This window comes from Paraburkholderia sp. BR10936 (assembly GCF_040965735.1).
GTDB classification, from domain to species: Bacteria; Pseudomonadota; Gammaproteobacteria; order Burkholderiales; family Burkholderiaceae; genus Paraburkholderia; species Paraburkholderia nodosa_A.
On record NZ_JBFRCM010000013.1, the window covers coordinates 1 to 24,177 of the forward strand.

The 24,177-nt window shown below is 64.0% G+C and carries 21 protein-coding genes; 5 read left to right on the forward strand and 16 right to left on the reverse strand.

Annotation, left to right across the window (positions count from 1 at the left end; all coding sequences use genetic code 11):
- Nucleotides 1–214 precede the first annotated feature (214 nt).
- Nucleotides 215–445, reverse strand: a complete 231-nt coding sequence (locus AB4Y36_RS24905) for a hypothetical protein (protein WP_368684529.1) — start codon at nucleotides 443–445, stop codon at nucleotides 215–217.
- Between the two features lie 140 nt (nucleotides 446–585).
- Here AB4Y36_RS24905 and AB4Y36_RS24910 point away from each other — a divergent pair, with 140 nt between their 5' ends.
- Complete coding sequence (locus AB4Y36_RS24910; RefSeq protein ID WP_368684398.1) at nucleotides 586–1,023, forward strand: hypothetical protein; 438 nt, start codon at nucleotides 586–588, stop codon at nucleotides 1,021–1,023.
- 46 nt (nucleotides 1,024–1,069) lie between these two features.
- On the opposite strand, the gene AB4Y36_RS24915 is transcribed toward AB4Y36_RS24910, so the two are convergent.
- The 5 genes from AB4Y36_RS24915 to AB4Y36_RS24935 form a co-directional block, all read right to left on the reverse strand.
- Nucleotides 1,070–2,116: an ABC transporter permease gene (locus AB4Y36_RS24915; protein ID WP_368684399.1), complete on the reverse strand. Its 1,047-nt coding sequence runs from the start codon at nucleotides 2,114–2,116 to the stop codon at nucleotides 1,070–1,072.
- 4 nt (nucleotides 2,117–2,120) lie between these two features.
- A complete protein-coding gene (locus tag AB4Y36_RS24920) occupies nucleotides 2,121–3,149 on the reverse strand; it encodes an ABC transporter permease (RefSeq protein WP_368610448.1) in 1,029 nt (342 codons plus the stop codon).
- Between the two features lie 44 nt (nucleotides 3,150–3,193).
- Nucleotides 3,194–4,789: a sugar ABC transporter ATP-binding protein gene (locus tag AB4Y36_RS24925; protein WP_368684400.1), complete on the reverse strand. Its 1,596-nt coding sequence runs from the start codon at nucleotides 4,787–4,789 to the stop codon at nucleotides 3,194–3,196.
- Between the two features lie 14 nt (nucleotides 4,790–4,803).
- Nucleotides 4,804–5,838 (reverse strand): ABC transporter substrate-binding protein, encoded by a 1,035-nt coding sequence (locus tag AB4Y36_RS24930; protein ID WP_368684401.1) that lies wholly within the window; start codon nucleotides 5,836–5,838, stop codon nucleotides 4,804–4,806.
- Between the two features lie 198 nt (nucleotides 5,839–6,036).
- Nucleotides 6,037–7,125: a LacI family DNA-binding transcriptional regulator gene (locus AB4Y36_RS24935; protein WP_083245737.1), complete on the reverse strand. Its 1,089-nt coding sequence runs from the start codon at nucleotides 7,123–7,125 to the stop codon at nucleotides 6,037–6,039.
- Between the two features lie 199 nt (nucleotides 7,126–7,324).
- On the opposite strand from AB4Y36_RS24935, the gene AB4Y36_RS24940 reads away from it, so the two are divergent.
- Nucleotides 7,325–8,356 carry an aldose 1-epimerase gene (locus AB4Y36_RS24940; RefSeq protein WP_368607091.1) on the forward strand — a complete coding sequence of 344 codons (1,032 nt, stop codon included), beginning with the start codon at nucleotides 7,325–7,327 and terminating at the stop codon, nucleotides 8,354–8,356.
- A gap of 13 nt (nucleotides 8,357–8,369) precedes the next feature.
- Here AB4Y36_RS24940 and AB4Y36_RS24945 read toward each other — a convergent pair whose 3' ends face one another.
- Nucleotides 8,370–8,654 carry a hypothetical protein gene (locus tag AB4Y36_RS24945; RefSeq protein ID WP_368662050.1) on the reverse strand — a complete coding sequence of 95 codons (285 nt, stop codon included), beginning with the start codon at nucleotides 8,652–8,654 and terminating at the stop codon, nucleotides 8,370–8,372.
- A 255-nt stretch (nucleotides 8,655–8,909) separates the two neighbouring features.
- Between AB4Y36_RS24945 and AB4Y36_RS24950 the strand changes: the two genes are divergently transcribed.
- Complete coding sequence (locus AB4Y36_RS24950) at nucleotides 8,910–10,268, forward strand: MFS transporter (protein ID WP_368684402.1); 1,359 nt, start codon at nucleotides 8,910–8,912, stop codon at nucleotides 10,266–10,268.
- 66 nt (nucleotides 10,269–10,334) lie between these two features.
- Here the strand turns inward: AB4Y36_RS24950 and AB4Y36_RS24955 are convergent, their stop codons facing one another.
- From AB4Y36_RS24955 to AB4Y36_RS24990, 8 genes are all read right to left on the reverse strand, one after another.
- Nucleotides 10,335–10,688: a DOPA 4,5-dioxygenase family protein gene (locus AB4Y36_RS24955; protein ID WP_368684530.1), complete on the reverse strand. Its 354-nt coding sequence runs from the start codon at nucleotides 10,686–10,688 to the stop codon at nucleotides 10,335–10,337.
- An 86-nt stretch (nucleotides 10,689–10,774) separates the two neighbouring features.
- Nucleotides 10,775–11,551, reverse strand: a complete 777-nt coding sequence (locus AB4Y36_RS24960; RefSeq protein WP_069269366.1) for an ATP-binding cassette domain-containing protein — start codon at nucleotides 11,549–11,551, stop codon at nucleotides 10,775–10,777.
- The gene (locus tag AB4Y36_RS24965; protein WP_368684403.1) at nucleotides 11,548–12,522 is read right to left on the reverse strand and encodes a ribose ABC transporter; all 975 of its coding nucleotides are present in this window, start codon (nucleotides 12,520–12,522) and stop codon (nucleotides 11,548–11,550) included. Before AB4Y36_RS24965 ends, AB4Y36_RS24960 begins: the two co-directional genes overlap by 4 nt.
- A gap of 19 nt (nucleotides 12,523–12,541) precedes the next feature.
- The gene (locus tag AB4Y36_RS24970) at nucleotides 12,542–13,522 is read right to left on the reverse strand and encodes an ABC transporter substrate-binding protein (protein WP_069269368.1); all 981 of its coding nucleotides are present in this window, start codon (nucleotides 13,520–13,522) and stop codon (nucleotides 12,542–12,544) included.
- A gap of 183 nt (nucleotides 13,523–13,705) precedes the next feature.
- Complete coding sequence (gene ilvA / locus AB4Y36_RS24975) at nucleotides 13,706–15,304, reverse strand: threonine ammonia-lyase, biosynthetic (protein WP_368684404.1); 1,599 nt, start codon at nucleotides 15,302–15,304, stop codon at nucleotides 13,706–13,708.
- Nucleotides 15,305–15,821: 517 nt separating this feature from the next.
- Nucleotides 15,822–16,847, reverse strand: a complete 1,026-nt coding sequence (locus AB4Y36_RS24980; RefSeq protein WP_368684405.1) for a ParB/RepB/Spo0J family partition protein — start codon at nucleotides 16,845–16,847, stop codon at nucleotides 15,822–15,824.
- Complete coding sequence (gene parA / locus AB4Y36_RS24985) at nucleotides 16,837–17,529, reverse strand: ParA family partition ATPase (protein WP_069266877.1); 693 nt, start codon at nucleotides 17,527–17,529, stop codon at nucleotides 16,837–16,839. Before parA ends, AB4Y36_RS24980 begins: the two co-directional genes overlap by 11 nt.
- Before the next feature lie 962 nt (nucleotides 17,530–18,491).
- On the reverse strand, nucleotides 18,492–19,865 hold the full coding sequence (locus AB4Y36_RS24990) for a replication initiation protein (protein WP_069266876.1): 1,374 nt from the start codon (nucleotides 19,863–19,865) through the stop codon (nucleotides 18,492–18,494).
- A gap of 2,102 nt (nucleotides 19,866–21,967) precedes the next feature.
- Between AB4Y36_RS24990 and AB4Y36_RS24995 the strand changes: the two genes are divergently transcribed.
- A complete protein-coding gene (locus AB4Y36_RS24995) occupies nucleotides 21,968–22,315 on the forward strand; it encodes a hypothetical protein (RefSeq protein ID WP_368684406.1) in 348 nt (115 codons plus the stop codon).
- Nucleotides 22,312–22,473, forward strand: a complete 162-nt coding sequence (locus AB4Y36_RS25000) for a helix-turn-helix domain-containing protein (protein ID WP_368684407.1) — start codon at nucleotides 22,312–22,314, stop codon at nucleotides 22,471–22,473. The genes AB4Y36_RS24995 and AB4Y36_RS25000 overlap by 4 nt, the downstream gene beginning before the upstream one ends.
- A 242-nt stretch (nucleotides 22,474–22,715) precedes the next feature.
- Here the strand turns inward: AB4Y36_RS25000 and AB4Y36_RS25005 are convergent, their stop codons facing one another.
- Nucleotides 22,716–24,155, reverse strand: a complete 1,440-nt coding sequence (locus AB4Y36_RS25005) for an MFS transporter (RefSeq protein WP_368684408.1) — start codon at nucleotides 24,153–24,155, stop codon at nucleotides 22,716–22,718.
- Between the last annotated feature and the right edge of the window lie 22 nt (nucleotides 24,156–24,177).

Below are 24,177 nucleotides of genomic sequence, written 5' to 3' on the forward strand. Positions count from 1 at the left end.
TCAACCCCTTTTTTTCGCTCACCGCTTGAAAAAGCTTGCTGACTCCTGCGTCCGCCGGTTTCCGCGGCGGCCTTCGCTGCCCTGACGTCGGAGACATCGAACTGCGAAGGGGGCGAATCTTATCGCCTCGATCGCGAGTCCGCAAGCCCTTCCCATCGACTTAATTGAAAAGAGGCGCAACGCGCCTCCTCCTTTCACTGAGCGGCATTCGCGCTCACGATTTCGGATCGTCCGTCGTCGGCGGGTCGAACAGCGCCTTGCACGGCGGCGAGAGTTCATCGTAGTGCTGCTTCATGCACGCCTCGATCTTCTCCTTGTTCGGGATCGCTCTCGCGCAGAAGCGGAATGCATCGTCACGGCAGGCATGTTCCTGCTCGTTGCGCGATTCGCCGCTGCTCGCCATCGCGAAGGTTAGACCGACCAGCAATGCGCCCGCTTTCATCATGCGATCGAACGGCTTCCTCATGGCGTTCTCCTCGTGATGCGTAGTCCGACGCGACCTTGCAAGGGCTATTCCCGGCACGCCGCTTGCAGTGCTGCCCTCACCTGCCACGATGAGGCGCTGCTCTCACGCAGCGGAACGCCATGAACCCACCGATCACCCGGATCCTCGCGCTTTGCTCGGCCATTGTCATACCAGGCATCCCCCTGGCCGCTCACGCGGACGACAGCGCGAGCCCCTGCGCGGCGCTCAAGCGCATCGTCGCGGCAGCACCGCAGCATTTCGCGTCGCTGAGTCCTGACGACGGACACGCCGTCGCGCAACCCTATGGCGACGACGCGCAGTGCGCAACGACTGGCGGGAGTTTTCAGTGCGTGTGGAGCGCGCGCGACGCCGGATCTGGGACGAATGCGCTCGAAGGCGTAGGCGCCGACATTGCCTCGTGCCTGCCCGACGCAACGCACGACGTGAACTCGCCTGGCCGCCAGCACTTCTATCTGGGGCAGCGCGGCAGCCGGACCGAGATCACCGCGCAGACCGATGGCTCGACGCGCGTCAAGCTGATCGTTTCACATCAATAGGCATGCCGTCAGCCAAACGCGTCCGCAACCGCGCAGTTCAGGACCACTATGAGCCCACGGCCGCCCGCCGCCGCGTCGCGCCCGCCGCAGCCCGCGCGGCGCCGTGCCGACGGCCGGTGAGCACCGTCTGCACGATCACCGCGGCAAGCAGGAATGCGCCGCTCGCCAGGTTTTGATAGTAAGGGCTCAGCGTGCCGACCTGATTGATCACATTGTCGATGACACCGAGCAGCAACACGCCGGCCAGCGGTCCGGCCATCGTTCCCACGCCGCCCGTGAGCAACACGCCGCCGATGACAGCCGCGGCGATCGACTGCAGTTCGTAGCCGGTCCCCGCCCCCGACAACCCCGAGTCCAGGTGCGACGCCAGCAGCGCCCCCGAGAGCCCGGCGAGTGCACCGGACAATCCATAGGCGAGTATCTTCACGCGCTCCACGCGCACGCCCAGCATGCGCGCCGCCTCTTCGTTGCCGCCGATCGCAAAGATCGCCGCGCCAAAGCGCGTGTGGTTGAGCAGCGCGCCGCCCAGCGCATAGACGACCACCAGCACCCAAATCAGATTGTTGACGCCAAACACCGAGCCATTGGCGATGCGCGCGAAGAAACCCGGATTGGCAATCAGCAGATCCTGGCTCGCGAGCACGAGCGCGAGCCCCTTGAGCCCGAGCAGCGCCGCGAGCGTGACGATGAACGGCGCCATGCGCGCGCGCGCGATCAGCACGCCGTTCACCAGACCGACGACGCAACCCGCTGCCACGGGCGCGAGCATCGCGGCACCCCATCCATAGGGCGCGGCATAGGCGGCCAGCACCGTGCCGAGTCCGACCATCGACCCAACCGAGAGATCGAAGCCGCCCAGGATGATGACGACGCTCTGTCCCACGGCGACGAGCCCGAGAAACGCACCGTTCGACGCGATGTCCGCGAGGTTCGCGGGGCGCAGGAAGTCGGGAAACACCATGCCGGCCACGAGCGCCACGACCACGAGCATCGCGATCGCCCCGCGCGACTGCACGAGCGCGATCACTTGCGCGCGCCGATTGGCGCCCGGCGTGGCGGCGGTTTGAGCGTCCACTGGTTTGGCGTTTTGCATCGCGTCAGCCTCCCGAGCGTTGCAGATACAGCGCGACGACGATGAACACCGCCTTGAGGATCTGCGCGTAGGTGAAGCTGATGTTGTTCATGATGAAGCTCGCGTCGAGCACCTGGAGCAGCAGCACACCGAACACCGCGCCGACGATCGAGATGCGTCCGCCCGAAAGCGGCGTGCCCCCGATGACCGAGGCGGCAATCGCATCGAGTTCGAAGTTCACACCCACATAGTTGGGATCCGCCGCGCCAAGTCGCGATGACGCGAACACGCCGGCGAGTCCGGCAAGCGTGCCGCTCACCGCGTAGACGAGAAAGAGCGTGCGCCGCACCGGAATGCCCGCGAGAAACGCGGCGCCGCGGCTCGCGCCCACGAGAATCGCGTAGCGCCCGAAGGTCGTGCGCCGCACGACGAACGCGACCACCACCGCGAGCCCGAGCGCGATCAGCATGACGACGGGCAGCGGGCCGAGCGCGGCGGCGCCGAGCAGATCGAACCCGGGTGTGTCGGGCAGATTCACGCGCGAGCCACCCAGCAGCGCCTGCGCAAGCCCGCGCGCGGCGACCAGCAAGGCGAGGCTCGAGATCAGCGGATCGATGGCCAGCAGCGCGACGAGGAACCCGTTGCAAAAGCCGACGACGGCGCCCACCGCGACCGCGCCCACGAGCGCCGGGCCCACGCCATACGGCAGGAACACGGCAATTGACGCGCTGGCGAGCGCCATCACCGAGCCTACGGAGAGATCGATGCCGCGCGTCGCAATCGCGAGATTCTGGCCCAGCGCGATCAGCACGATCGGCGCCGCCTCGAACAGCAGGCTGCGCGCCGCGAAGGGATTCGAGAAGCCGGGCGTGACGGCGAGATTGAACGCGACGAGCGCGGCGAGTGCGAAGTACACGCTGTGCTCGCGCAGCACCGCGCGCCAGGTCCGCGCGCGCGCCTCGGCGCCGGTCGCCGCCGAGACGGAACGGCTCGAGGAATTCGAAGGATTCGAGGGGCTCAAGCTTGCCTCGTTCGATTCAAGGTTGGTCGCCATCGGAGCGGTTGTCGTGGATTGTGGCGGGATTGGCGCGGGGTTGCTCACGCGGTGCCGTCGCTGTGGTCGGCGCTGGCGTCGGATCCGGCGCCGGCCAGCACGGCAAGCACATCGTCGGGATGCGCGCCGGCGGTCGGCATGCCGCCCTCGGTCGCGCCTTCGTTGAGCACGACGAGGCGGTCGGTCAGCGCAAGCAGCTCTTCCATCTCCGAGGATGTGACCACCACCGCGAGCCCCTCCTGCGCAAGCTCCTGCACGACGCGATGCACCTCCTCTTTCGCGCCGACGTCGATGCCGCGCGTGGGATCGTCGAGCAGCAGCACCGTTGGGCGCGTAGAAAGGCAGCGCGCGATCAGCGCCTTTTGCTGATTGCCGCCCGAGAGCGTCGTGATGAGTGCGCCGGGGCCGGCCGTCTTGATGCCGAGCCGCTCGATCGAGTCCCGCACCACTTGCGCTTCCTTCGCACGCGAGATGAAGCCGAAGCGAGAAATGCGCGGCAGCAAGCTTGCGACGATGTTCTCGCGCACCGAGAGACGTGGAAAGATGCCTTCCGCGCGGCGGTCTTCGGACAGGAAGGCGAGCCCGCGGCCGATCGAGCGCGCCGGGTTGGCATGCGTGAGCGCGCGGCCAGCGACATCGACCTCCCCGCCATCGGCCTTTTGCGCGCCGAAGATCGTCTTGAATGTTTCTGTGCGGCCCGAGCCGAGCAGTCCGGCCAGCCCGACGATCTCCTTGCGGGCCACGCGCAGCGACACGTCGCGCACGCGGTTGCCCCACTGCAAATGGTCGACGGCGAGCGCAGGCGTGGCGTCGGCATCGGCGCTGCCCGAGCGCTCGGCCCAGGCGTGCGCGCCCGCGCTCTCGCGGCCCAGCATGGCCGCGATCAATGCCGCGCGCGGCAGTTCTGCGGGCGTACCCGTGCGGACCACTGCGCCGTCGCGCATCACCGTAAAGCGATCGCACAGCCGGTAGCATTCGGAAAGCCGGTGGCTCACGAACAGCAGTGCAATGCCCTCGGCGCGCAGGCGATCGACGACTTCGAACAGCACGTCCACCTCCGCACCGCTCAGGGCCGAAGTCGGTTCGTCGAGGATCAGCACGCGCGCGCCCAGCGAAACGCCGCGCGCAATCGCCACCATCTGCTGCGCGCCGAGCCCGAGCGAGCCGAGACGCGCGGCCGGATCGACCGCGAGCCGGTAACGCTGCACGATGTCGGCGGCGCGCTCGAGCATGCGCTTCCTGTCGATCAGGATGCCGAAGCGTTTCGGTTCATGGCACAGAAAGATGTTGTCGGCCACGCTGCGCTCCGGTATCAGGTTGATTTCCTGATACACGGCGCACACGCCCGCGCCCTGCGCGGCGCGCGGACTGTCGAACGCGACGTCCGCGCCGTCGAGCGTGAGCGCGCCCGAGTCGGGCTGATGAAAGCCGGTGAGGACCTTGATCAGCGTGGACTTGCCCGCGCCGTTCTCGCCCACGAGGCCGTGCACCTCGCCCGCGCGCAGCGTGAGTGAGACGTCGCGCAGCGCGCGCACCACGCCGAAGGTCTTCGAAACGCCGTGCGTTTCGAGCACGGCGCGCGGCGTGGCCGTGGCGGAACCGGCGCGACCGGTGCGATCGGCGGGGGCGCTCGTCGTCATCGTGCGGACGCAGCTCAGTAGACCTTGCCCTGCGCGAGCGACGGCTGCGCGTTGTTCCGGTCGAACAGCGCGTCATCCATGATCTGCTTTTGCGGCACCGGCTTGCCCGCGAGATAGTCTTCCAGCGACTTGAAGGCGAGCGGACCGAAGCGAGGGTTCGTTTCGACGTCAGCAGCGACAACGCCGTTCGAAATATCCGTGACGATTTCCTTCGTGCCGTCGATCGAGACGATCTTCACGCCGTTGAGCTTGCCGCCCTGGCGCAGCGCCTTGATCGCGCCGACCGTCATCGTGTCGGCATGGGTGTAGACGGCGTTGACGTCCGGGTGCGCGAGCAGGATCTGCTCCATTACCTTCTGCGCTTCGGTCGTCGACCAGTTCGCGGTTTGCGCCGCAATGATCTTCATGCCGGGATAGGGCTTGAGGCCGTTCGCAAAGCCGTCCGTGCGCTGGCTTTCCACCGTGTTGCCGTAGCCGCCCTGGATCTCGGCGATGATCGCGTTGCCGCCCGTGGCGTCTGCCAGCGCCTTCGCCGCGCGCTCGCCCTGCTTGTAGAAGTCGGAGCCGAGGAACGTGATGAAGTCGTCGCACACCGTGCCCGCCGTCTGCCGGTCGATCGTCACGACGGGGATGCCCTTCGCGCGCGCCTGGGCGAGCGCGGGCTGCAGGCCTGTGGAGTCGTTGGGCGCAATGATGAGCGCCTCGGCGCCCTGGTTGATCATGCTTTCGATGTCGGCGACCTGCTTCGCCTGGTTGGCGTTCGCGTTCGTATACAGGAGACGCTTCACGCCCGCTTCCTTCGCCGCTGCGCGAACCGAGGCGGTTTCGGTCGCCCGGAACGGGTTCTGTTCATTCTCCGACTGAGAGAACCCCACCACCATGTCGCTCAGCTTCTTGCCACCCGGTTTGGCATTCGTGCAGCTCTCGCTGGAATTCGACTGGACTTTCTGCGCGCCGGCAGTGGACTGCGCGTGAGCGCTCGCGGCGAACGCGCTCGCGAAGCAAAACCCGGCGGCGATGAGGGCGGACTGGATTCGTTGATGACGCATGGCTGTCTCCTGTGTCGGCCAGAACGCATGCGGCAGCACGGGCTCCGGTCTCACGCAAAGCGATGAATGACATCGGCGGTGCTGGCCATCGGCCCCACCGCGGTTCTTGTTGTCTTTCTTGATTCATCCAGCACGACGCACGACCCACGATGCGCCCCACCGAATTATTACGGCCACTGCTTCAACTAATATTACCAGTCAATTTTCGGAGATATTAATGAGGGTATTCACGGGGGAAGCAGAGTCCGGCGCGCACACCGAGGTCCGTTCGATGAGCGGCCCGTCGAGCTTCACGGTGCGGTGGCGCACCGGCGCGCCGGCGCTACGGTTCTGCTCTTCCTGCAGCAGCGTCTCGACGGCCCAGCGCCCAAGCTCGTAGTTGGGCAGCACGACGGTGGTGAGCGGCGGGTGGGTGTGACGCGCGATTTCCTGGTCGTCGTAGCCCATTACGGAAACGTCTTCGGGCACGCGCAGCCCGAGTTGTTTGAGCGCTTCGATCGCACCGATCGCCGTCAGGTCGTTGGCGCAGAAAATCGCGGTGGGCGGATTCGGCTCGCGCATGAGCGAGAGCGTGAGTTCGAAACCCTTGCCCGAACTCCAGTCGCCGTCGCGCACGAGGCGTTCGTCGAACAGCAGGTCCGCAGTCGCGAGCGCCTGGCGATAGCCCTTCAGACGGTCTTTCGCGGCGTCCTGCCAGGTTTCGCCATTGATGAAGCCGATGCGCCGGTGCCCCGCTTCGATCAGATATTCGGTGGCCGTATGGCCGCCCGCCACTTCGGCCGGCACGACCGAAGAGAGCGCGTGATCGGACGCGTAGCAGTTGAGCAGCACGGCCGGCACCTTCAGCAGCGCGGGCGGCACCGTGACCTTGCGCGTGTACACGGTCGCGTAGATCACGCCGAGCACGTTGGGCATGGCGAGCGTTTGCAGCACCTGCTGCTCCATCTGTGCGTTGCCATGCGTCGAGAACACCGCGAGCAGACAGCCGTTGTTCCAGGCGGCGTCGCGCGCGCCGTCGATGCTCACGACCGGATGCGGACTCGTCGAGACTTCGTCGGCGAGATAGACGATGAGGTTGCGCTCGCCTGCGGGGGCGGGCGTCTGCACCGCGCGGATCGGCAACTGGTAGCCAAGCGATTGCGCGACCTCGTGCACCTTCAGGCGCGTCGCTTCGGAAAGCTTGGCGCCGACCGCGCCGTTGAGCACGAGGGAAACCGTCGATTGCGATACGCCGGCGGCCTTCGCGATGTCGGTCATGGTCGGGCGGCGTTGCGTCGATTTTTTCATCGGATCTGAGGGGGACTGCGGGAGGGCTGCGCGGCGCGGCGGCGCGCGCTCGGGGCCGCGCTGTTGGCCCGAAGCGTAGCACTAATAATTTTGGCCATCAATTGGAGCATGTCACCATTTTTTGGCGGCATCATCAGCGATTTCAGCGCCTATATTATCTTTTATTAGTAATAAAACGATGCACTTGGAGAACGCTCATTTGACTGCCCGACCGACACCCTCGTCGCCCCCGGAGATCGCCTTCGACGCCGCCGCGCTCGACGACGGCCAACTCGTCACGCTGGCCCATGGCGACGCGCGCGCGCTCGTCGCGCCGCACGTCGGCGGCTCGATCGCGGCGTTCTACGACGCGGCCGGCCACACCCCTGCGTCGCACTGGCTGCGTCCCGCCACGCGCGCCGCCATCGACGCGCGCGATCCGCTAGGCATGGCGAGCTTTCCGCTGATGCCGTACTGCAACCGCATCCGCGACGGGCGATTCCGCTTCGAAGGCGAGATGATCGACTTGCCGAGCGGCACCGGCGCACTGCGCCACGCGCTGCATGGCCACGCATGGCGGCGCCCCTGGACGGTCGAGGCGCAAACGGCTGATACGCTCACGCTGCACTTCCTGCACGAGCCGAACGAGTCACATGAAGCGCACGGACCCCACGGATCGCGCAAGGCCAGTTCTCACGTCGGCACCGGTTGGCCGTTTCGCTACGAGGCGCGCCAGCACCTCACGCTCGACGCCAGCGGCCTCACCGTGCGCCTGTGGGCACGCAACCTGGCCGCGCGGCCCATGCCGTTCGGCCTGGGCCATCACCCGTACTATCCGCGCTCGCCCGGCACGCGTATCGCCGCGCGCGTGCGCGCCATGTGGGAGATCGACACGGAAGTGCTGCCGGTCTCGCTCAGCGCGCACCCAGCCGTCGACGCCCTGCAGGCCGGCCTGATCGTCGACGACTTCGACCTCGACAACAACTTCTCCGGCTGGCGCCGCGAGGCGGTCATCGAATGGCCGCACGAAGGCCGTCGCCTCGCGCTGCGCGCGAGCACGCCACTCGACTTCTTCGTGGTCTTCTGTCCACCCGGCCTGCCCTACTTCTGCGCCGAACCTGTCAGCAACACGACGGACTGGCTCAATCTGCGTCACGAAGGCACCGTGCAGCGCATCGACGTGGGCGGCACCGTGCTCGCGCCCGGCGAAACACTCGAAGCCCAGCTTGCCTGGCAACCCGAGTGGATCTGAAGCGGTCGGTCGCTCACATGCCGGCGCCGCTCTGCCCACCCGAGCGCACGCCCGCCAACGGCGCGCCGTAGCCGCCCGCCTCGGCGTTGTTCGGGTGGCCGTTCGCGAGTTGCCCGCGCGGATCGGTGGGACCGACCGGCATCTCGCCGGCCTGGCGATTGCCGTGGGTCGGGTATTCGCTGCCGGGCTGGGCGCCCGGCATGAGCGCGAGGCTGTTTTGCGGCGTACGCAGGTCGTCGTTCGGCGCGAGCTGGCCAAAAACCTGGCTGGGCGCGCCTGCCAGCATCGCGCTTGCCATGAGGCACAGCATGGCCGCGTGGGCGAAGAAAAGCTTCATCTGGCACTCCTTGTCGCGCAACGCGACACGCTTGCGGCACGCGAGTGCTCGCCGTGCTGCTTTCAGGCTAGCAGACGGCCGCCTGCCACGCCCCATAATGATCTCCAGCAAACGCCGCGCTGCGGTTACTATTCCGGGTTGTAAGGCAAACCAGAAAAAGCGGCTCGCCACGGCGGGCCGATACAACGACAACCTCGGTCGACAGGAGACAAGACCATGGACCAGCCGCGTGCCGTCGACGTCCAGACCTTCATCAACGAACATCCGTTCTCGCCGTTCCAGTGGTTCATCTTCGCGATGTGCTTCGTCATCGTCCTGCTCGACGGTTTCGACACTGCCGCGATCGGCTTCATCGCGCCTTCGCTGCTCGGCGAATGGGGCATCCCCAAACCCGCGCTCGCGCCCGTGCTGAGTGCGGCGCTCTTCGGCCTTGCTTGCGGCGCACTCGTGTCCGGACCGCTTTCCGATCGCCTCGGGCGCCGCGCCATGCTGGTCGGCTCGGTGTTGCTGTTCGGCGTGACCTGCCTCGCTTCGGCGTTCTCCACCAGCATCGGCGAACTCACGTGGCTGCGCTTCATTACGGGCGTGGGTCTCGGCGCCGCCATGCCGAACGCGGTCACGATGATGGGCGAGTTCTGCCCCGACCGGAACCGCGCCACCGTAATCAATCTGATGTTCTGCGGCTTTCCGCTCGGCGCGGCCTGCGGCGGCTTTCTCGCGGCGTGGATGATTCCGCATTTCGGCTGGCGCAGCGTGCTCATGCTTGGCGGCGTGACGCCGCTCGTGCTCGCCGTGCCGCTCTTCCTGCGCATGCCGGAATCGGTGCGCTACATGGTGGCGAACCAGCGGCCCGTCGAGCGTATTCGCGCCGCGCTCGCCCGCATCTCGCCCGATGCCGCCAAGGCGCAGGTGTTCACGATGACGGAGCACGCGCCGCAGACGCAAAGCAAGGGCCTCGGCGTGGTGCTTTCGCCGATGTACCTCGTCGGCTCGGTGATGCTGTGGGTCGCGTATTTCATGGGGCTCGTGATCTTCTACGCGTCGATCAACTGGATGCCGCTCCTGCTCAAAGACTCCGGCCTCACGGCCTCGAGCGCCACGCTGATTTCGGCACTCTTCCCGCTCGGCGGCGTGGGCGCGGTGCTGAGCGGCATGCTGATGGACCGCTTCAACGCGAACCGCATCATCGCCGCGTGCTACGTGCTCACCGCGCTTTCGGTGTGGCTCATCGGCCAGGCAGCGGGCAACGTGGCCCTGCTCGTGCTCGTGGTGTTCGTGGCCGGCGTGCTGATGAACACGGCGCAATCGTCGATGCCCGCGCTCGCCGCCGCGTTCTATCCCACCCAGGGGCGCGGCACCGGCGTGGCCTGGATGCTCGGCATCGGGCGCTTCGGCGGCATTGCGGGCTCGTTCCTCGTGGCCGAACTCGCGCGCCGGCACTTCACGTTTGCGGGCATCTTCGCGACGGTTGCCGTCGCCGGTCTGATTGCCGGCGCCGCACTGCTCATCAAGCAGGCCGCGCGGCCGCAGATGAGCGGATCGTCGGCGGCAAAGACGGAGTCGTTCGGGCACTGAGGCCCGCGGGCGTATCGATGATTGCGCCGTGCCGCAGGCCACGGGCCGGCGCAATCCGCAGAGCGATCAGCCGCCGAGCGCGCCGAGATTGAGCCTGTGCGAATGGCCGATCCACACGGCGGCGTCGCGATGATCGCGCAGGGCATCGGTGGTGTTCGGATGCACGAACACGTCGAGTGCGCCGTGATTGAGCGTGAGCCATTCGACGACCGTCGTGAAATGCTCTCGCGTAATGGCGAGCTGATACGACCACATCGGATGCGGCCCGACCGGGCGCTCGTGAAAGCGGCCGATCTGCACGACCTCGCCGAAGCGGGCATCGATCGCCTCGCGCAAGGTCCATGCGGCGTCGCGCGTCGCAGCGTCGAAATAGACGTGGGCGTGCCAGCTCGTGATTTCGGCGGGATCGAGGTAGTTCATGGTGGAAGCAGGAATGCGGTGAGGGTTCGAGCCGACATTGTCCATCGAATGCTCGCACCGCGCAGGCGAACGCACCACGCGAGGTTTCAGTGCGCGCCGTTCGAATACGTGTCGCCGACCATCAGCCGCACGATTTCGTCGCCGTCGGTTTCCGAGACGCGCCGCTCGCCCGCCACTTCGCCGCGCCGCAGCACGACGATGCGCTCCGCCACCGCGAAAATATCGTGCAGGTTGTGCGAGATGAGAATCACGGCCACGCCCTGCGCCTTGAGTCCGCGGATCAACTCCATCACCTTGCGTTGCTCGGGCACGCCGAGCGCCGCGGTCGGCTCGTCCATGATGAGCACGCGCGCGTTCCAGTAAATCGCGCGGCCTATCGCAATGGCCTGGCGCTGGCCGCCCGAGAGCATTTTCACGGGGCCCGTGAGCTTGCGCGGCGGAATCACGATATCGAGCCGCTCGAGCACTTCGCGCGCCACCCGCGCCATGTGCGGCCGGTCGATCACCTGGAAGCCGAGTAGCCGTCGCACGGGTTCGCGGCCGAGGAAGATGTTGCTGCCCACGTCGAGATTGTCGGCGAGCGCGAGATCCTGATAGATGGTTTCGATGCCCTGCGAGCGCGCATCCTGCGGATCGCGCAGCTGGAGCGGCCGCCCTTCGAAATGCAGATCGCCCGCATCGGCGCGATACACGCCAGAGAGAATCTTGATGAGGGTGGACTTGCCCGCGCCGTTGTCGCCCGCGAGCGCAAGCACTTCGCCGGGCATCAGCCGCAACGACACGCGCTTGAGCGCCTCCACGCCACCAAAGCGGATCGAGACATCACGCGCCTCCAGAATCGGCGTGGCGCTCTCATCGCTCATTGCGCGCCTCCGAGCCGATCCTTGTACTGGTCGATCAGCACCGAAAGAATGATGACGATGCCGACCACGATGAATTGCCAGAACGCGTTGACGTCGATGAACACGAGCCCGAATTCGATCACGGCGATGATGAGCGCGCCGATCAGCGTGCCGATGACGTTGCCGGTCCCGCCAAAGAGACTCGCGCCGCCGATCACGACCGCCGCGATCGAATCGAGCAGCATGGGCTCACCCGCATTGGCCGCGCCCGCAGCGAAGCGCGCTGTGTAGACGATGCCGCCCACCGCCGCGAAGGCCGCCGCAATCAGATAGATCGCGAACAGATGACGACGTACGTTGATGCCCGCGCGCACCGCCGACTGCGGATTGCCGCCTACCGCGTAGGTGTACTGACCGAAGCGCGTTTGCGAGAGCACGAAGTGCATGATGACGAGCAGCACGGCCGTGAGGATCACGGGCGTCCAGCCGCTGCCGAGCCACGCGAGCCCAGGATTGTTCACGGAGACGGTCATGCCGCTGCCCGCAGCGAGAAAGCCCACGCCGCGCGCGACCCCATACATGCCGAGCGTGCCGATGAAAGCGGGCACGCCCAGGCGCGCGATCAACACGCCGTTCACGAAGCCCGGAATCAGGCATACGAGCACCGTGAGTGGTATCGACATCAACAGGATCCACGGCGATGCGCCGCCGGGAATCGTGAACTGTGCGACGCACACCGCCGCGAGCCCCATCACGAAGCCCACCGAAAGATCGATGCCCGCGGTGATGATCACGAAGGTCTGACCGATGGCCAGCAACAACGGCGCGCTCGCGGCAAGGCCGATCGACTGCATGTTGTACGCGTTGAACACGAACGACCGGTGCGCCGAGATGCGCGCCCACGCCTCGAAGAAGACGAGCAGCGTGCCGAGAAAGAGCCACGGCCAGACCTTGCTGACGAGCGCGAGCCTGTCGAGTCGTTTGTCGTTCATGTGGCTCTGTTCGCGCGGCTTAGTTCGAGTAGATGTACTGCTTCATCTCCGGCTTGTCGATATTCGACTTGTCCAGCACCACGAAGCCCGTGCCCTTGTAGGTGGGAATCTTCTTGCCGTGGATGGTGTCGGCGGCGAACTTCACGGCGTCATAGCCCATCTCGTCGGGGAGCTGCGCGATGGCGATATCGACGAGGCCGCTTCTGATCTGCTCGTCGATGCCCGGCACGGCGTCGAACACGACGACCTTCACCACGCCCTGCTTGCCCGCGTTCTTCACGCCTTGCGCCGCGCCTGCGCCCGAAAACGTGTTGGCGCCGAATACGCCCGCAAGGTCGGGATTGCGCGCGAGTACCGCCGCCACGTGCGAGGCGGCGCGATTGGCGTCGTCCTCGTTGTACTGCGTCTCGAGCACCTTGATGTTGGGGTGCTTCTTCATCTCTTCCATGAAACCTTGCGCGCGCGCGTCGGTGCTGGAAATGCCCGGCTTGTTGTTCTCGCAATAGACGGTGCCCTTGTCGCCGATCGCTTTGGCGAGCGAGCGCGCCGCCACGTGGCCGCCTTCCAGGTTGTCGGAAGCCACATAGGAGAGCGGGAAGTCGGCGTCGCCCTTGCCGCTTTGATAATGGCCGTCGCCGATATAGGTGTCGACGGTGATGACCTTGATGCCGGCGTCGGCGGCTTCCTTGAGCGGGCCGATGAGCTGTTGCTTATCGACGGGCGAGACGAGCAGCACGTCGGGATGCTTGGCGATGAACGCCTTGAGGATTGGCACCTGCTCCGTGGTGTTCCAGGCCTTCGGAACCTGGAACAGCAACTGGATGTTTTCTTCCTTCGCCGCGCGCTCGGCGCCGCGATGCATCGTGAAGTAGAAGGGATCGGTGACGCCGGGCAGCAGCGCGACGACGGGATGCGCCGCATCCGCGTGCGCCACGCCGGGCAGCGCGCCGGCGACGATCGTGGAAAGAGCCATCAGACAGCCAAGAGCGATGCGCAACATGTTTGTCTTCCTCCAGGTGAGTCCGACGCACGGCGCCCAATCTTCCCGAGGCGACCACGCCCGGCAGCAGTGGCCCAGTATACTGACGCGCTCTGCCGCGGGGCCTGGTGTTTTCCTGCACTCTTTCGACGCTTTATGCGCTTCGGATGCAGACGTCCCGATTGGTGGGACGACTGACTATTTTCATTGCAGGAACAACCGATACGCCGGGTTTTGCGTCTCTTCCCAGTGCGGATAACCGAGCGTGGCGAGGAAGCGGCGGAACTCGGCGTCTTCAGCGGCGGGCACCTGGATGCCCACCAGAATCGAGCTGTAGTCGGCGCCCTGGTTGCGGTAGTGGAACAGACTGATGTTCCAGTTCGGCGCCATCGACGAAAGGAAACGCATGAGCGCACCCGGGCGCTCCGGAAACTCGAAGCGGAACAGGCGTTCGTCGTGCGCGAGCGGCGAGCGTCCGCCCACCATGTAGCGGATGTGCTGCTTCGACAGTTCGTCGCCCGTGAGATCGACGCTCGGAAAGCCGTGATCGACGAAGGTCTTCGCGATCTGCTGCGACTCGCCGCGGTTGCGGATCTGCACGCCCACGAAGATGTGCGCGCGCTCGGCGTCGTCGATGCGGTAGTTGAACTCGGTCACGCTGCGCGTACCGACCAGCTCGCAGAAGCGCCTGAAGCTGCCGCGCTCCTCGGGGATCGTCACCGCGAACACCGCTTCGCGCGCCTCGCCCACCTCGGCACGCTCGGCCACGAAGCGCATGCGGTCGAAGTTCATGTTCGCGCCCGAGGTGATCGCCACCAGCGTCTGCCCCTCGATGCCCTCGCGCTCCGCGTACTGCTTCGCGCCCGCCACGGCCAGTGCGCCTGCGGGTTCGAGCACGCTGCGCGTGTCCTGGAAGACGTCCTTGATCGCAGCGCAAAGGGCATCCGTATCGACCGTGAGCACTTCGTCGAGATACTGGTGGCACAGGCGGAAGGTTTCCTCGCCCACGAGCTTGACGGCCGTGCCGTCGGAGAACAGCCCGACTTCGGTGAGTTCCACGCGCTTGCCCGCCTTGATCGACTGCGCCATCGCGCAGGAATCGTCGGTCTGCACGCCGATCACCCTGATCTCGGGGCGCACGGCTTTTACGTACGCCGCCACGCCCGCAGCCAGCCCGCCGCCGCCGATCGGCACGAAGATCGCGTGAATCGGGGCCTGATGCTGGCTCAGCACCTCCATGGCCACGGTGCCCTGGCCGGCGATCACGTGGGGATCGTCGAACGGATGCACGAAGGTCAGGCCGCGTTCTTCCTGCAGGCGCACGGCGTGGGCGTAGGCATCGCTGTACGACTCGCCGGCCTGCACGACCTCGACGGTGGCGCCGCCGTGGGCGCGCACGGCATCGACCTTCACCTGCGGCGTGGTCACCGGCACGCAGATCACGGCCTTCACGCCGAGCTTCGCCGCCGAGAGCGCCACGCCCTGCGCGTGATTGCCCGCCGAGGCGGTGATCACGCCGCGCTCGAGCTGCGCGGGCGAGAGATGCGCCATCTTGTTGTAGGCGCCGCGCAGCTTGAAGGAGAACACCGGCTGGTTGTCCTCGCGCTTGAGGAACACGGCGTTGCGCAGACGCGCCGAGAGGTTCGGAGCGCGCTCGAGTTCGGTTTCGCGGGCGGCGTCGTAGACACGCGCCGTGAGAATCTTGCGGAGATAGTCGTTTTCGTCGCGTCGAGACTCTGCGGAATCCGTAGCTTTGACGACTTCAGTGGCTTCGGCGGTGGGGCGGCTTTGATGCACCTGCATGACGGCTCCTGTCTTCACTTTCGTTTTGGCCAGGAGGCGGAAACAAAAAACCCGCCTCGTGGGGCGGGTTGTTGTTGTCACTGCTGCCAGACGTACGCTAACCCACCATTCGTTGAATGGTGCTAATAATCAGCGCAATCGTGAAAAGGCGGCATTTCATCTCTGTAGAATGACCTGAGCGGCGAGCCTTGTCAATTGCTCACAATCTTGTTGATTGTAATGCACTACAAATTACGTGATATTTGCTACGTTTTTTGCTTGCAGCGGGTATCTTCGTGCGAGCGACGCAAAAAACGTGATTTAGCCCGATCCAAGCTAACAAGTTTCGTGAAACATTCTAGAAAACCTTGCCTAACGCTTTGATTTTAAATAAGTAAGCCTGATCCAGCATTTTTTCGCGCCTGTTTCACGGATTCGACCCCGGTGGTGACTGGCGTATAGCCCGCGTCGCCTCGACAACGAAAAAGGGCGCCCGACGACGCCCTCCCCTGCCACCGTTAGCCGCTATTCGCGACGCTCAGGTCGCCCCGGTCGTATCCATTTCCAAAGCCCACTGCTCGATGACTGCCTTCACGCGCTCGGCAAGACGTTGCTGATCGGAAGGCGCGATGCCCTTCAGGCTTAGCTCCGCACGCCCGTCGCCGAACAGCTTCAGTTCGCCCAGCGCGACGCCGTCCGGTCGATTGAACTGGACGCGGGACTGGTAATGCGTACGACGCGGCCCGACGCTGCGCGCACCCGCTTCAGCCGAGGCCGCCGCCTCGAGCTTGCGCACGCTCGCCTTCCCTTCGACCACCTGCGCAAGCCAATGCTCGGCAACGGTTGCGCCCGCCCGGTCGAAGATCAGCTTGATGTTGTAGGCGTGTCCGAGTCCGACGTCCTTGCGATGCTGCGCCATTCTCTGCAGCAGATAAGGCGGCAGCGACGTGAGTGCGATCACCTTGCTGATGTGCTTCGGATCTTCGCCTACCGCTACCCCCAACTCGATCTGGTCGACGTAGACGCGATCGTCGAGCAGCTTCTTCCACGCGAGCGCGTCGTCGAATACCGTCTGCTCCTCGCGCTCCTTGTTGGCGTGATAGGCGCGCAGGTATAGGTTCTGGTTGTCGAGGCCCTCGCGGACATCGGCGTCGATGAACTTGTCGCCGCGCGAACGCGCAGCACGAATACGGCGCTCGCCGTCGACGATCACATATTGACCGGGAAACGCCGCGAGTCTGGTGACCAGGATCGGCGTGATCTGCCCTTGCGTCGCAAAGCTTTCTGCCAGCTCGTCGATCGTCTCGGCGCTGTAGAACGCGCGCGGATTGTAGGGATTGGAGACGACATCTTCGACCGAAATCTTGCGGACCGCATGCAGCGAAAGCGGTGCCTCGACGACTTCGGCAGGCGGAGCGGCGGGCGTGTCCACGGCGTTGGGTACACCCGCGTCGCGCTGCGCGATATTGACGACATCGGCTTCCGCGAGACGCTCGCCAGCCGAAACACGCTCGGCGGCCATGCCTGCGCGGACCTTGCTGGTGAAATTCAGCTTAGCGGCCATTGACGACCTCCTCCTCTTCTTCTTCCTGAACCAGCGCAATGATCTCGTTGTAGACAGCGCTGATCTCATCCTTCGCGACTTTCGCCCCGCGCACGCCGCGCACATCGAAGACGGTGCGGCCAAGCGCTGCCGCCTGACGGTAGAGCTCACGCTGCTTGATGGTTGCCGAAAATACGCGGACGTTGCTCTCAGCGAGGATGGCGCTCATCTGCGTATGCAGCAGCGTCTTCGAATTAGATTTATTCAACAAAATTGCGAATTTTCCGGCCGGATTGGCCACGCGGGTTCGCTCGACCAACTCCATCATCCCTTCGCTGCTCCAGATGTCGATCGGTGATGCGTCCGTCGGAATGACAGTTGCGTCGGCTACGGCAAGCACTCGCGCGGTAGTCAGGTCGTTGATATTAGGCGGACAGTCGACGATAACGACGTCGTAGTCGTTCGCCAGTGCGGCGATTTCCGGCCCAATCATCTTCTCCAGCTTGTGAATGCTGCCGACGCGGAACGGTAGAGGCGTTTCGGGACCGGCCGCTGCACACCAACTCATGCAAGATTGCTGACCGTCGGCATCGGCGACATAGACCTTATAGCCTTCAGCCTGAAATGCCCCAGCCAGATTCATGCTGGTAGTGGTTTTGCCAACCCCACCTTTTTGGTTCGCTACGGCTATCACGAGACCCATTCGTTTCTCCATGCAATTGTTCAACAGCGGGCGAGTCTCCCAGGTGCACTCTCCACGTGGAGACTCCAGCAAGTCATTCGACAGTCTACTGGCAACTTAAAGTAAATTCTAGAAATTCCGCCCCGGACGTTGTCAGTTCACAACCAATTGGCTGAACGGATAAGAATTGGATGCAATGGAGAGGGCTGGTGGGCGGGGTGGATTGACGGGATCGCGATGTTTCAACAGTGACGGGCGCTGATCTCCACGTGGAGATCGCAGAATGCGCCCATCGAAGTTGGGGAGGTCGTCTGCTCGCAGGTCGATTAGACACTGGATCTTTGCACAGCCGTGCATTACGTTTGTGACGCGGGAGGAAAGTTCAAGTTGCGCGAGAGTGCTCGATAGGTATCTTCGCGGAGGGAGGCGAGGAGCACCGAGCAATTCTCCACGTGGAGAGTGATCGACTTGACCTCGATTAGCGCAGTACTGTGAGTGCGATGTCCAGAAGCGATCCGGCCAGCAAGTGTTCTGAGCGATTCTCCACGTGGAGAGTCCTCAATCAGCATTCGGGAGAATGATGACGCGTGAGCAGGTACTACCCCGGATGAAAGGATGGGTCGTGACGGTAAGCGAGTTCCATCCATTGCGTGTATCTCGCCGCCGCATCCACACATTCTTGATCGTTTAAAGCAGCGACTCTCCACGTGGAGATCAACGCGAACAACACGAAGCAACCAAGCGCCATCGGCATCCGCGTACGCCGAGACAGAGCACAAACATCACTCCGAGGCACTCAAACAGTCGAAGCCTGACTCGTCACCAAAAAAGCGGTCGATCTAAGAGCTTCGAAATATATATTTAGCTACGAATTCTACGTCGTTATATTTAGCTAATTTCCTTGCGCACTATCCGCATGTACTCACAGCGAATCGCACAAAAAAACGGCGGCCGAAGCCACCGTCCCGTTAGATCCATCGCCTTCACTCGTCCCGAGCTTTCAGCGCGAGATCGATTTCCGCCGCCTGCAGGCCTTCGCCCCCGGCCGGCGCCTGTTGTCCGCTCAGCAGGAATTCAAGCAGATCCGCAGCAGTCGGTTGGCCCCAGGTGTCCAGAACCACCCAACGGAAGAAGTTCGTCGATGCCATCTTGCTCGGCACCTTCGCCGTCGACACCTTGAGCTTGTCCATACCGACCGTCTCGTTGTAGCGCTTGATCAGCGCAGTCTGGTCGTCGTATTCAAGTTCATTGAAGTAGGCGCGCGCCTCATTGATCTTCGCAGCGATATAGCGGTCCTTCACCTGATCCTGACTTTCGCGCGCGCGGCCAGCGTCGGTGGCGGGCGCGGCGGCATTCGCACCGGGCAACTCGTAGCCCTCGGTCAGCGCCTTGCGGAAATACGCCGCAACGTTGGCGAGCGGCGCCGAATTTTTCTGCGCCACCCGCGCCGCGGTATAGGCCACCGCCGTGCGAATCTTGTCCTCGCCGTACTGCTTGAGCAGGCGCCGCGCCTCGGAAACCGGGATGCTGAACTTCGACATTTCGCCAATCAGCAGCGTTTCGTTTGCACGCAGCTCCTGGGACGGATCGGTCTCCGGCTTGCGGGTCACGCGGAACTGCAGGGCGACGACCGAGCGTCCCACCTTGTGCTCGATGAGCTCGAAATTGTGATCCGAAATCTCATTGACTTCCTTGATGCAGGGCACCAGCACACGGCTCTTGAACTGCTTGTAGAGCTTGTACGATTGCGCCGAAGTATCCTGCCCAAGGATCAGGTCACGCAGCGTCGCGAGCGGAAAGCGCGCCGTCACACCCACGGCCTCGTAGCGAACGACGTTCTCCCACAGCGCAAGCGAATGCGCCTTTCTGAACTGACGCGTGATGCGCATATCGATCATCGCGTAGATTTCAGGATTGAGCAGTTCGCCCCGAATCTGTTCGGAGAAGGTGTAGCGCAACACCGATCGCTCGAGTTCGGCGCCGGCGAGCAAGCCGGACGCCTTCCAGATGCTGCGTTTGTCCTGCGTGAGGTAGTCCCAGTTGACGACCGTGCTGATGAGCGAGTTGATCGTTTCTTTGACGTACTCGGTGTTGTTACTGTTCAGATCGACGTCCTGGGAGAGAGCGGAGATCGTGATCTCGAACGAGGAGCGGCCGCGGTCGAGGGAATCCTGGCGAATGGCGTTCTTGATCAGCGAGCTGAACATCTTGCGCTGCTGCAGGCTGATCGATCCGGATTTCGGTGCGATATGAATCGCCGGAACGGCCTTGCGGAACAGATCGGGCGGCTGGCCTTGCTGGAATACGAGTGCACCTTGCTTGTCGGCGTCGCCGGCTTCGGCCTTTTTTCTTGCCATATGACCCACGATGAAAGGGAACCTGGTCGGTTGGTAACTGTATACCAAGCGATCAGGTGACTCAAGGCCACAGACGCTATCGTGACGCGGCACGACACTCAAGGGCTAAGAGCATTGACAGCCGGCGATTCTCTGCCTCGATGGCCACCGGGAACCCGTCCTGGGCACTCTGAACAGGCCCCGCGCACGGACCCATAAATGGTGACCTTTGCGTCGCCGCGTCCTGAAAACTATCCCATAGCCGGTGACCTTTATGCAAAATGTGAGTACTCACTCCGAGAATTTAGGCTCAACAGGTAGCTGTCCATGGGATTTTTCACATTGCTATCCAGGTTGTCGCCCGGAGCAGCTCGGCCAAGCGTCGTCATGCCCAGTACGCCCATAAATGGTGACCTGAACCGGCTCCCATAAATGGCTACCCTTGCGGAGCCAAATACGGCGCTCGAGGTCAGCGGATCAGCACTTGCCCCCATAACTGGTGACCCACGCCTGATCCCATAGGCTGTTACCTGGCCCCAGCCAGCTTCTCCGCGTCCAAGGATTCATGCGGGTAGCCAATCCGGCGCACGATAACGCCGGAATTCCTCTCCCGACAAGCCACCATATCTGGTTACCCATACCGATTCCCAAAGACGGTTACCTGAATTCAAGCGACGGGTCCTCTTGAACACCCTCAAGAAAAGCCTCGCATCCCATAAGCAGCGACCTTCACTGATTCCCATAAACAGTGACCTGAAGGCAAAACCGCTCCTTTTCCCATAGCGGGCGACCTTCCCCCCATATCCACAACCCCTAAACCCCATGCCCGGGTACCGAAGTCCCATATCCACAACCCCGAACTCCCATACCCGGGACCACAAATCCCATAACGCGCCACCAAATCGGCCGCAAAGCCTTGCCTGGTAAGGGTTCGAGCCGTCTAAAGGTTTACTAAAGTTGTTAAAGCGTAAAAGGTAAACACTGAAACACGCGTTCGATGAGAAAGACGTCTCCCAAAACCGGGGACCTAATCGCATGTAAGTGGTCACCAACCTCCGTAACCCCATTCCGGGTTACCTAGCCCGTCTACCAACGCTTTGCGGGCACCCTGGAGCATTAGCTAAGCCCCCTTTTCTTGAGAATAAACTTTTAGAGATCGAATCAAATCATTGATTTACCGAGAAAAACACCCGGATGGTCTACGTCTATGGTGCTGTTCTTCGTCCAAAGGTAACTGCCTATGGGGGCCGGCTGAATGACTACGACACCAGTTCGATCGGAACCGTAAAGCGTTCTGCCAGCCTTGGACACCCGCTGAACCAGGTCAGGGGAACCAGCGATCCTGAGATGCGCACTTGTGGACGAACCGTTCCTCCCATTTCCGGTTACCCACCTCAGGTCACCAAACATGGGAGTCACCGAAGGTCCACGTGGGCCGCGACCCAAAGCAATCAAGGAAAGTCAGGCGCCAACCGGACAAGGTGCACTGCACAAGATTTATCGGTAACCTACGGCCCACCGAGCGCCTGCCGGATCTCAGTGTGAATACGCGGGAAAGGTAACCGCGGCCGCGGTGTGCCGCCGCAGGCAATCGCTGCGGTACCGGTCGGCGAGACGCTGCTGGGCGGCTTCGATATCGGCGGGTGTCATCGTCCGAGTTCGGGTCGTCACCCACCGCCTCGAGTTCCGTGATTTCCGGTATCAGACCGGCATGCGTGACCTCGTGGGCCGGTTTGACGAACGGGTAGCTGTGACATGCCTGCTGAGTCAGATGCGGTGCGGCGGCCGCATCCGCGATCGTGGGTTCGCCAGTGAGTCATCGAGCCGACCATTCATTGCCCATGGTCGGGTAGCCGCGTCAGTCAGCGAGAAAGCACCGTGCGCGCGATGCACGACCGCGCAACTGCAGGCGATGCACGACCGCGCAACTGCAGGCGTTGCGCGACGCCGGGCCCTGTGTGCGAGGCGCGCGATGAACCTGCCTGGCGGGCGCTCGGGCCTGGCCTGTTCGTTCCGGCGTCGTCGCGGGCGGTGCCGGACGTGCGGGTCATTGGCCCGACCACTGGCAGAGGACCACGTTCCGCTGGTTCACCGTTTCCGCAGCGATCTTCTCGCTCGCGTTCATGGCGCTGCTCGGCATCATCGAATACTCAGTGACGCGCGCCATGATGCGCGAGACCGACAGCCGCCTGCGCTGGCAACTGCGGTACTTCGATTCGCGCAGCGACGCGAGCCTTGCCGGCGCCATCGACGCGCGCTTCCGACGCCCCGACCAGCGCGACAACTTCTACGGCCTGTTCGCACCGGACGGGCGCCGGCTCGCCGAGGATATCCGCGCGATGCCCACCGGTCTTGCGCTGGGACCTCGAAGGTGCTGCGCGCGGGCGCCGACGCGTGCTTTCGCTACAGTTCTCGTTCATGGAAATGCACGAGCGTATGCACACGCTATCGCGCGCCGCGCGACCAGATGATTCGCTACGCGTGGCCCGAGAAAGAGGACATCGACGCTTCAACCGTCAACCTCGTCGTCTCGCGTCAGCGGCGCAAGCTCGCGCGCGAAGGCATCGAAGTGCGCATCGATACCATCAGCCGCTACGGCTATCAACTGACCTCGCCAACGTTCGACTGATGCGCGCGCTCAGGTAACCGTTTGTGGGAACCGGTTACCTATCCGGACGCGGACGCATGGGTTTGTTAACTCAAAAAGCAAACGGTTCTACGATCAGGCCGTCTACATCGGGCACATCGAGCAGGGCGACTCGACCGCTTACCTTCACGCACACCGCGCGCGTGCTGGCCGTATTCGTTGACGAGTTCGATCGGCCCGACGCATGGCCATCGTTTCATGCAGCGCGTCGGGCGCACTTATTCTTATACGAGCTGATTGCGCAATTGCGGCACGTGATTATTGCGCCCGCTGGCGAGCAACGCTGCAACGAAAAGCAGAATGCCGATAATCGCAACGGTTATTGCGAACGCGCGAGCCACCTGCGCGCTGCTCGCATCCGGCCCGGCAAGTGCGAAAAACAGGCCACCGAGCAGCGCCACGGCGAGCGCGGCACTGACCTGCAAAACCGAGCTGACGAGCCCAGCGGCAAGACCGGACCAGCGTCGATCGACACATTCGACATTGCGCCTGACGAGCGCGGGCAGCGCCACGCCCTGGCCGAAGCCGATCAGAAAGAGCGATGCGTTGAGTGCGTGGAGTTGAGCATCGTGAACAAGCATGGCAGTCCAAAGTAATCCGCACCCCTCGATTGCCATACCGGCCGCCGCCGCACGATGCCCGAACTGGCGCACGATAAGTGGATTGAGCAGCGGCCCGACCAGAAAGCCGACGCCCAGGGGCAGAATGCGCAATCCGACTTCGAGTGGCGCGAGCCCGAGCGCACGCTGGACGTAAATCGCGAACATCATGAAGAACGGTGCGAGCGAATAGAAGAAGAGCGTGGCAACGAGCCCGCGCACGAGGCCGGGCGCGGCGAAGATGACGGGCGGCACGAGCGCGTCGCGCCCGGCGTTCGCGACGCGCGCCTCGTAGCGCCAGAAGATCGCGAACAGTGGCGCGGCGCCAATGAGCAACGCCCACGTCCAGACCGGCCAGCCGCGCTCGCGGCCTTCGATCAGCGGCACGACGAGCGCAGCCAGCGCGATGCCGAGCAGGACCATGCCGCCGGGATCGAGCTTCGCGGGGTGGTCCGAGCGGCTTTCACGCACGAGCCAGTACGCCGCTGGCGCGGCCGCCATCACGACGGGCAGGTTGATGAGGAAGATGCTGCGCCAGCCGAGTCCGAATACGTTGGCCGAGACGAGCACGCCGCCGAGCGCCTGGCCGGCGACCGCGGCGATCCCGTAAGCCGCGCCAAAGAGGCTGAGTGCAAGCCCCTTCTGATGCGCCGGAAAGAGCGCATGGATCGACGCAAGCGCCTGGGGTGCCATGACGGCTGCGGCGCCGCCCTGAAGGATGCGTCCCGTCACCAGCGCTGCGGGCGAACTGGCGAACCCGCACACGGCCGAAGCCGCCGCAAACGCGAGGATGCCCACGAGAAAGATGCGCCGCCGTCCGTACAGGTCGCCGAGCCGGCCGCCCGTAATGAGAAAGATCGCGTAGGTCGCTGCATAGGCCGAAATCACCAGTTGCGCGATAGCGGGGCTGGCATGCAGGTCGGCCTGCATCGACGGCAGCGCGACGTTGACGATAAAGAAGTCGAGCGGCGGCAACAGCGTGCCCATCAGCAGCACGGTCAACGCCCACCAGGTGCGTGCGCCCGCTCGCGTGGACGGCATTTCGATAGTCGAAAGATTCGTCATGCAGCCTCCATATGGAACTAAT

Excerpts from the sequence above, each read along its gene's own strand:
- AB4Y36_RS24905 (WP_368684529.1), bottom strand. The coding sequence starts at position 445 with ATGATGAAAGCGGGCGCATTGCTGGTCGGTCTAACCTTCGCGATGGCG.
- AB4Y36_RS24910 (WP_368684398.1), top strand. The coding sequence starts at position 586 with ATGAACCCACCGATCACCCGGATCCTCGCGCTTTGCTCGGCCATTGTC.
- AB4Y36_RS24915 (WP_368684399.1), bottom strand. The coding sequence starts at position 2,116 with ATGCAAAACGCCAAACCAGTGGACGCTCAAACCGCCGCCACGCCGGGC.
- AB4Y36_RS24920 (WP_368610448.1), bottom strand. The coding sequence starts at position 3,149 with ATGGCGACCAACCTTGAATCGAACGAGGCAAGCTTGAGCCCCTCGAAT.
- AB4Y36_RS24925 (WP_368684400.1), bottom strand. The coding sequence starts at position 4,789 with ATGACGACGAGCGCCCCCGCCGATCGCACCGGTCGCGCCGGTTCCGCC.
- AB4Y36_RS24930 (WP_368684401.1), bottom strand. The coding sequence starts at position 5,838 with ATGCGTCATCAACGAATCCAGTCCGCCCTCATCGCCGCCGGGTTTTGC.
- AB4Y36_RS24935 (WP_083245737.1), bottom strand. The coding sequence starts at position 7,125 with ATGAAAAAATCGACGCAACGCCGCCCGACCATGACCGACATCGCGAAG.
- AB4Y36_RS24945 (WP_368662050.1), bottom strand. The coding sequence starts at position 8,654 with ATGGCAAGCGCGATGCTGGCAGGCGCGCCCAGCCAGGTTTTTGGCCAG.
- AB4Y36_RS24950 (WP_368684402.1), top strand. The coding sequence starts at position 8,910 with ATGGACCAGCCGCGTGCCGTCGACGTCCAGACCTTCATCAACGAACAT.
- AB4Y36_RS24955 (WP_368684530.1), bottom strand. The coding sequence starts at position 10,688 with ATGAACTACCTCGATCCCGCCGAAATCACGAGCTGGCACGCCCACGTC.
- AB4Y36_RS24960 (WP_069269366.1), bottom strand. The coding sequence starts at position 11,551 with ATGAGCGATGAGAGCGCCACGCCGATTCTGGAGGCGCGTGATGTCTCG.
- AB4Y36_RS24965 (WP_368684403.1), bottom strand. The coding sequence starts at position 12,522 with ATGAACGACAAACGACTCGACAGGCTCGCGCTCGTCAGCAAGGTCTGG.
- AB4Y36_RS24970 (WP_069269368.1), bottom strand. The coding sequence starts at position 13,522 with ATGTTGCGCATCGCTCTTGGCTGTCTGATGGCTCTTTCCACGATCGTC.
- ilvA (WP_368684404.1), bottom strand. The coding sequence starts at position 15,304 with ATGCAGGTGCATCAAAGCCGCCCCACCGCCGAAGCCACTGAAGTCGTC.
- AB4Y36_RS24980 (WP_368684405.1), bottom strand. The coding sequence starts at position 16,847 with ATGGCCGCTAAGCTGAATTTCACCAGCAAGGTCCGCGCAGGCATGGCC.
- parA (WP_069266877.1), bottom strand. The coding sequence starts at position 17,529 with ATGGGTCTCGTGATAGCCGTAGCGAACCAAAAAGGTGGGGTTGGCAAA.
- AB4Y36_RS24990 (WP_069266876.1), bottom strand. The coding sequence starts at position 19,865 with ATGGCAAGAAAAAAGGCCGAAGCCGGCGACGCCGACAAGCAAGGTGCA.
- AB4Y36_RS24995 (WP_368684406.1), top strand. The coding sequence starts at position 21,968 with ATGGCGCTGCTCGGCATCATCGAATACTCAGTGACGCGCGCCATGATG.
- AB4Y36_RS25000 (WP_368684407.1), top strand. The coding sequence starts at position 22,312 with ATGATTCGCTACGCGTGGCCCGAGAAAGAGGACATCGACGCTTCAACC.
- AB4Y36_RS25005 (WP_368684408.1), bottom strand. The coding sequence starts at position 24,155 with ATGACGAATCTTTCGACTATCGAAATGCCGTCCACGCGAGCGGGCGCA.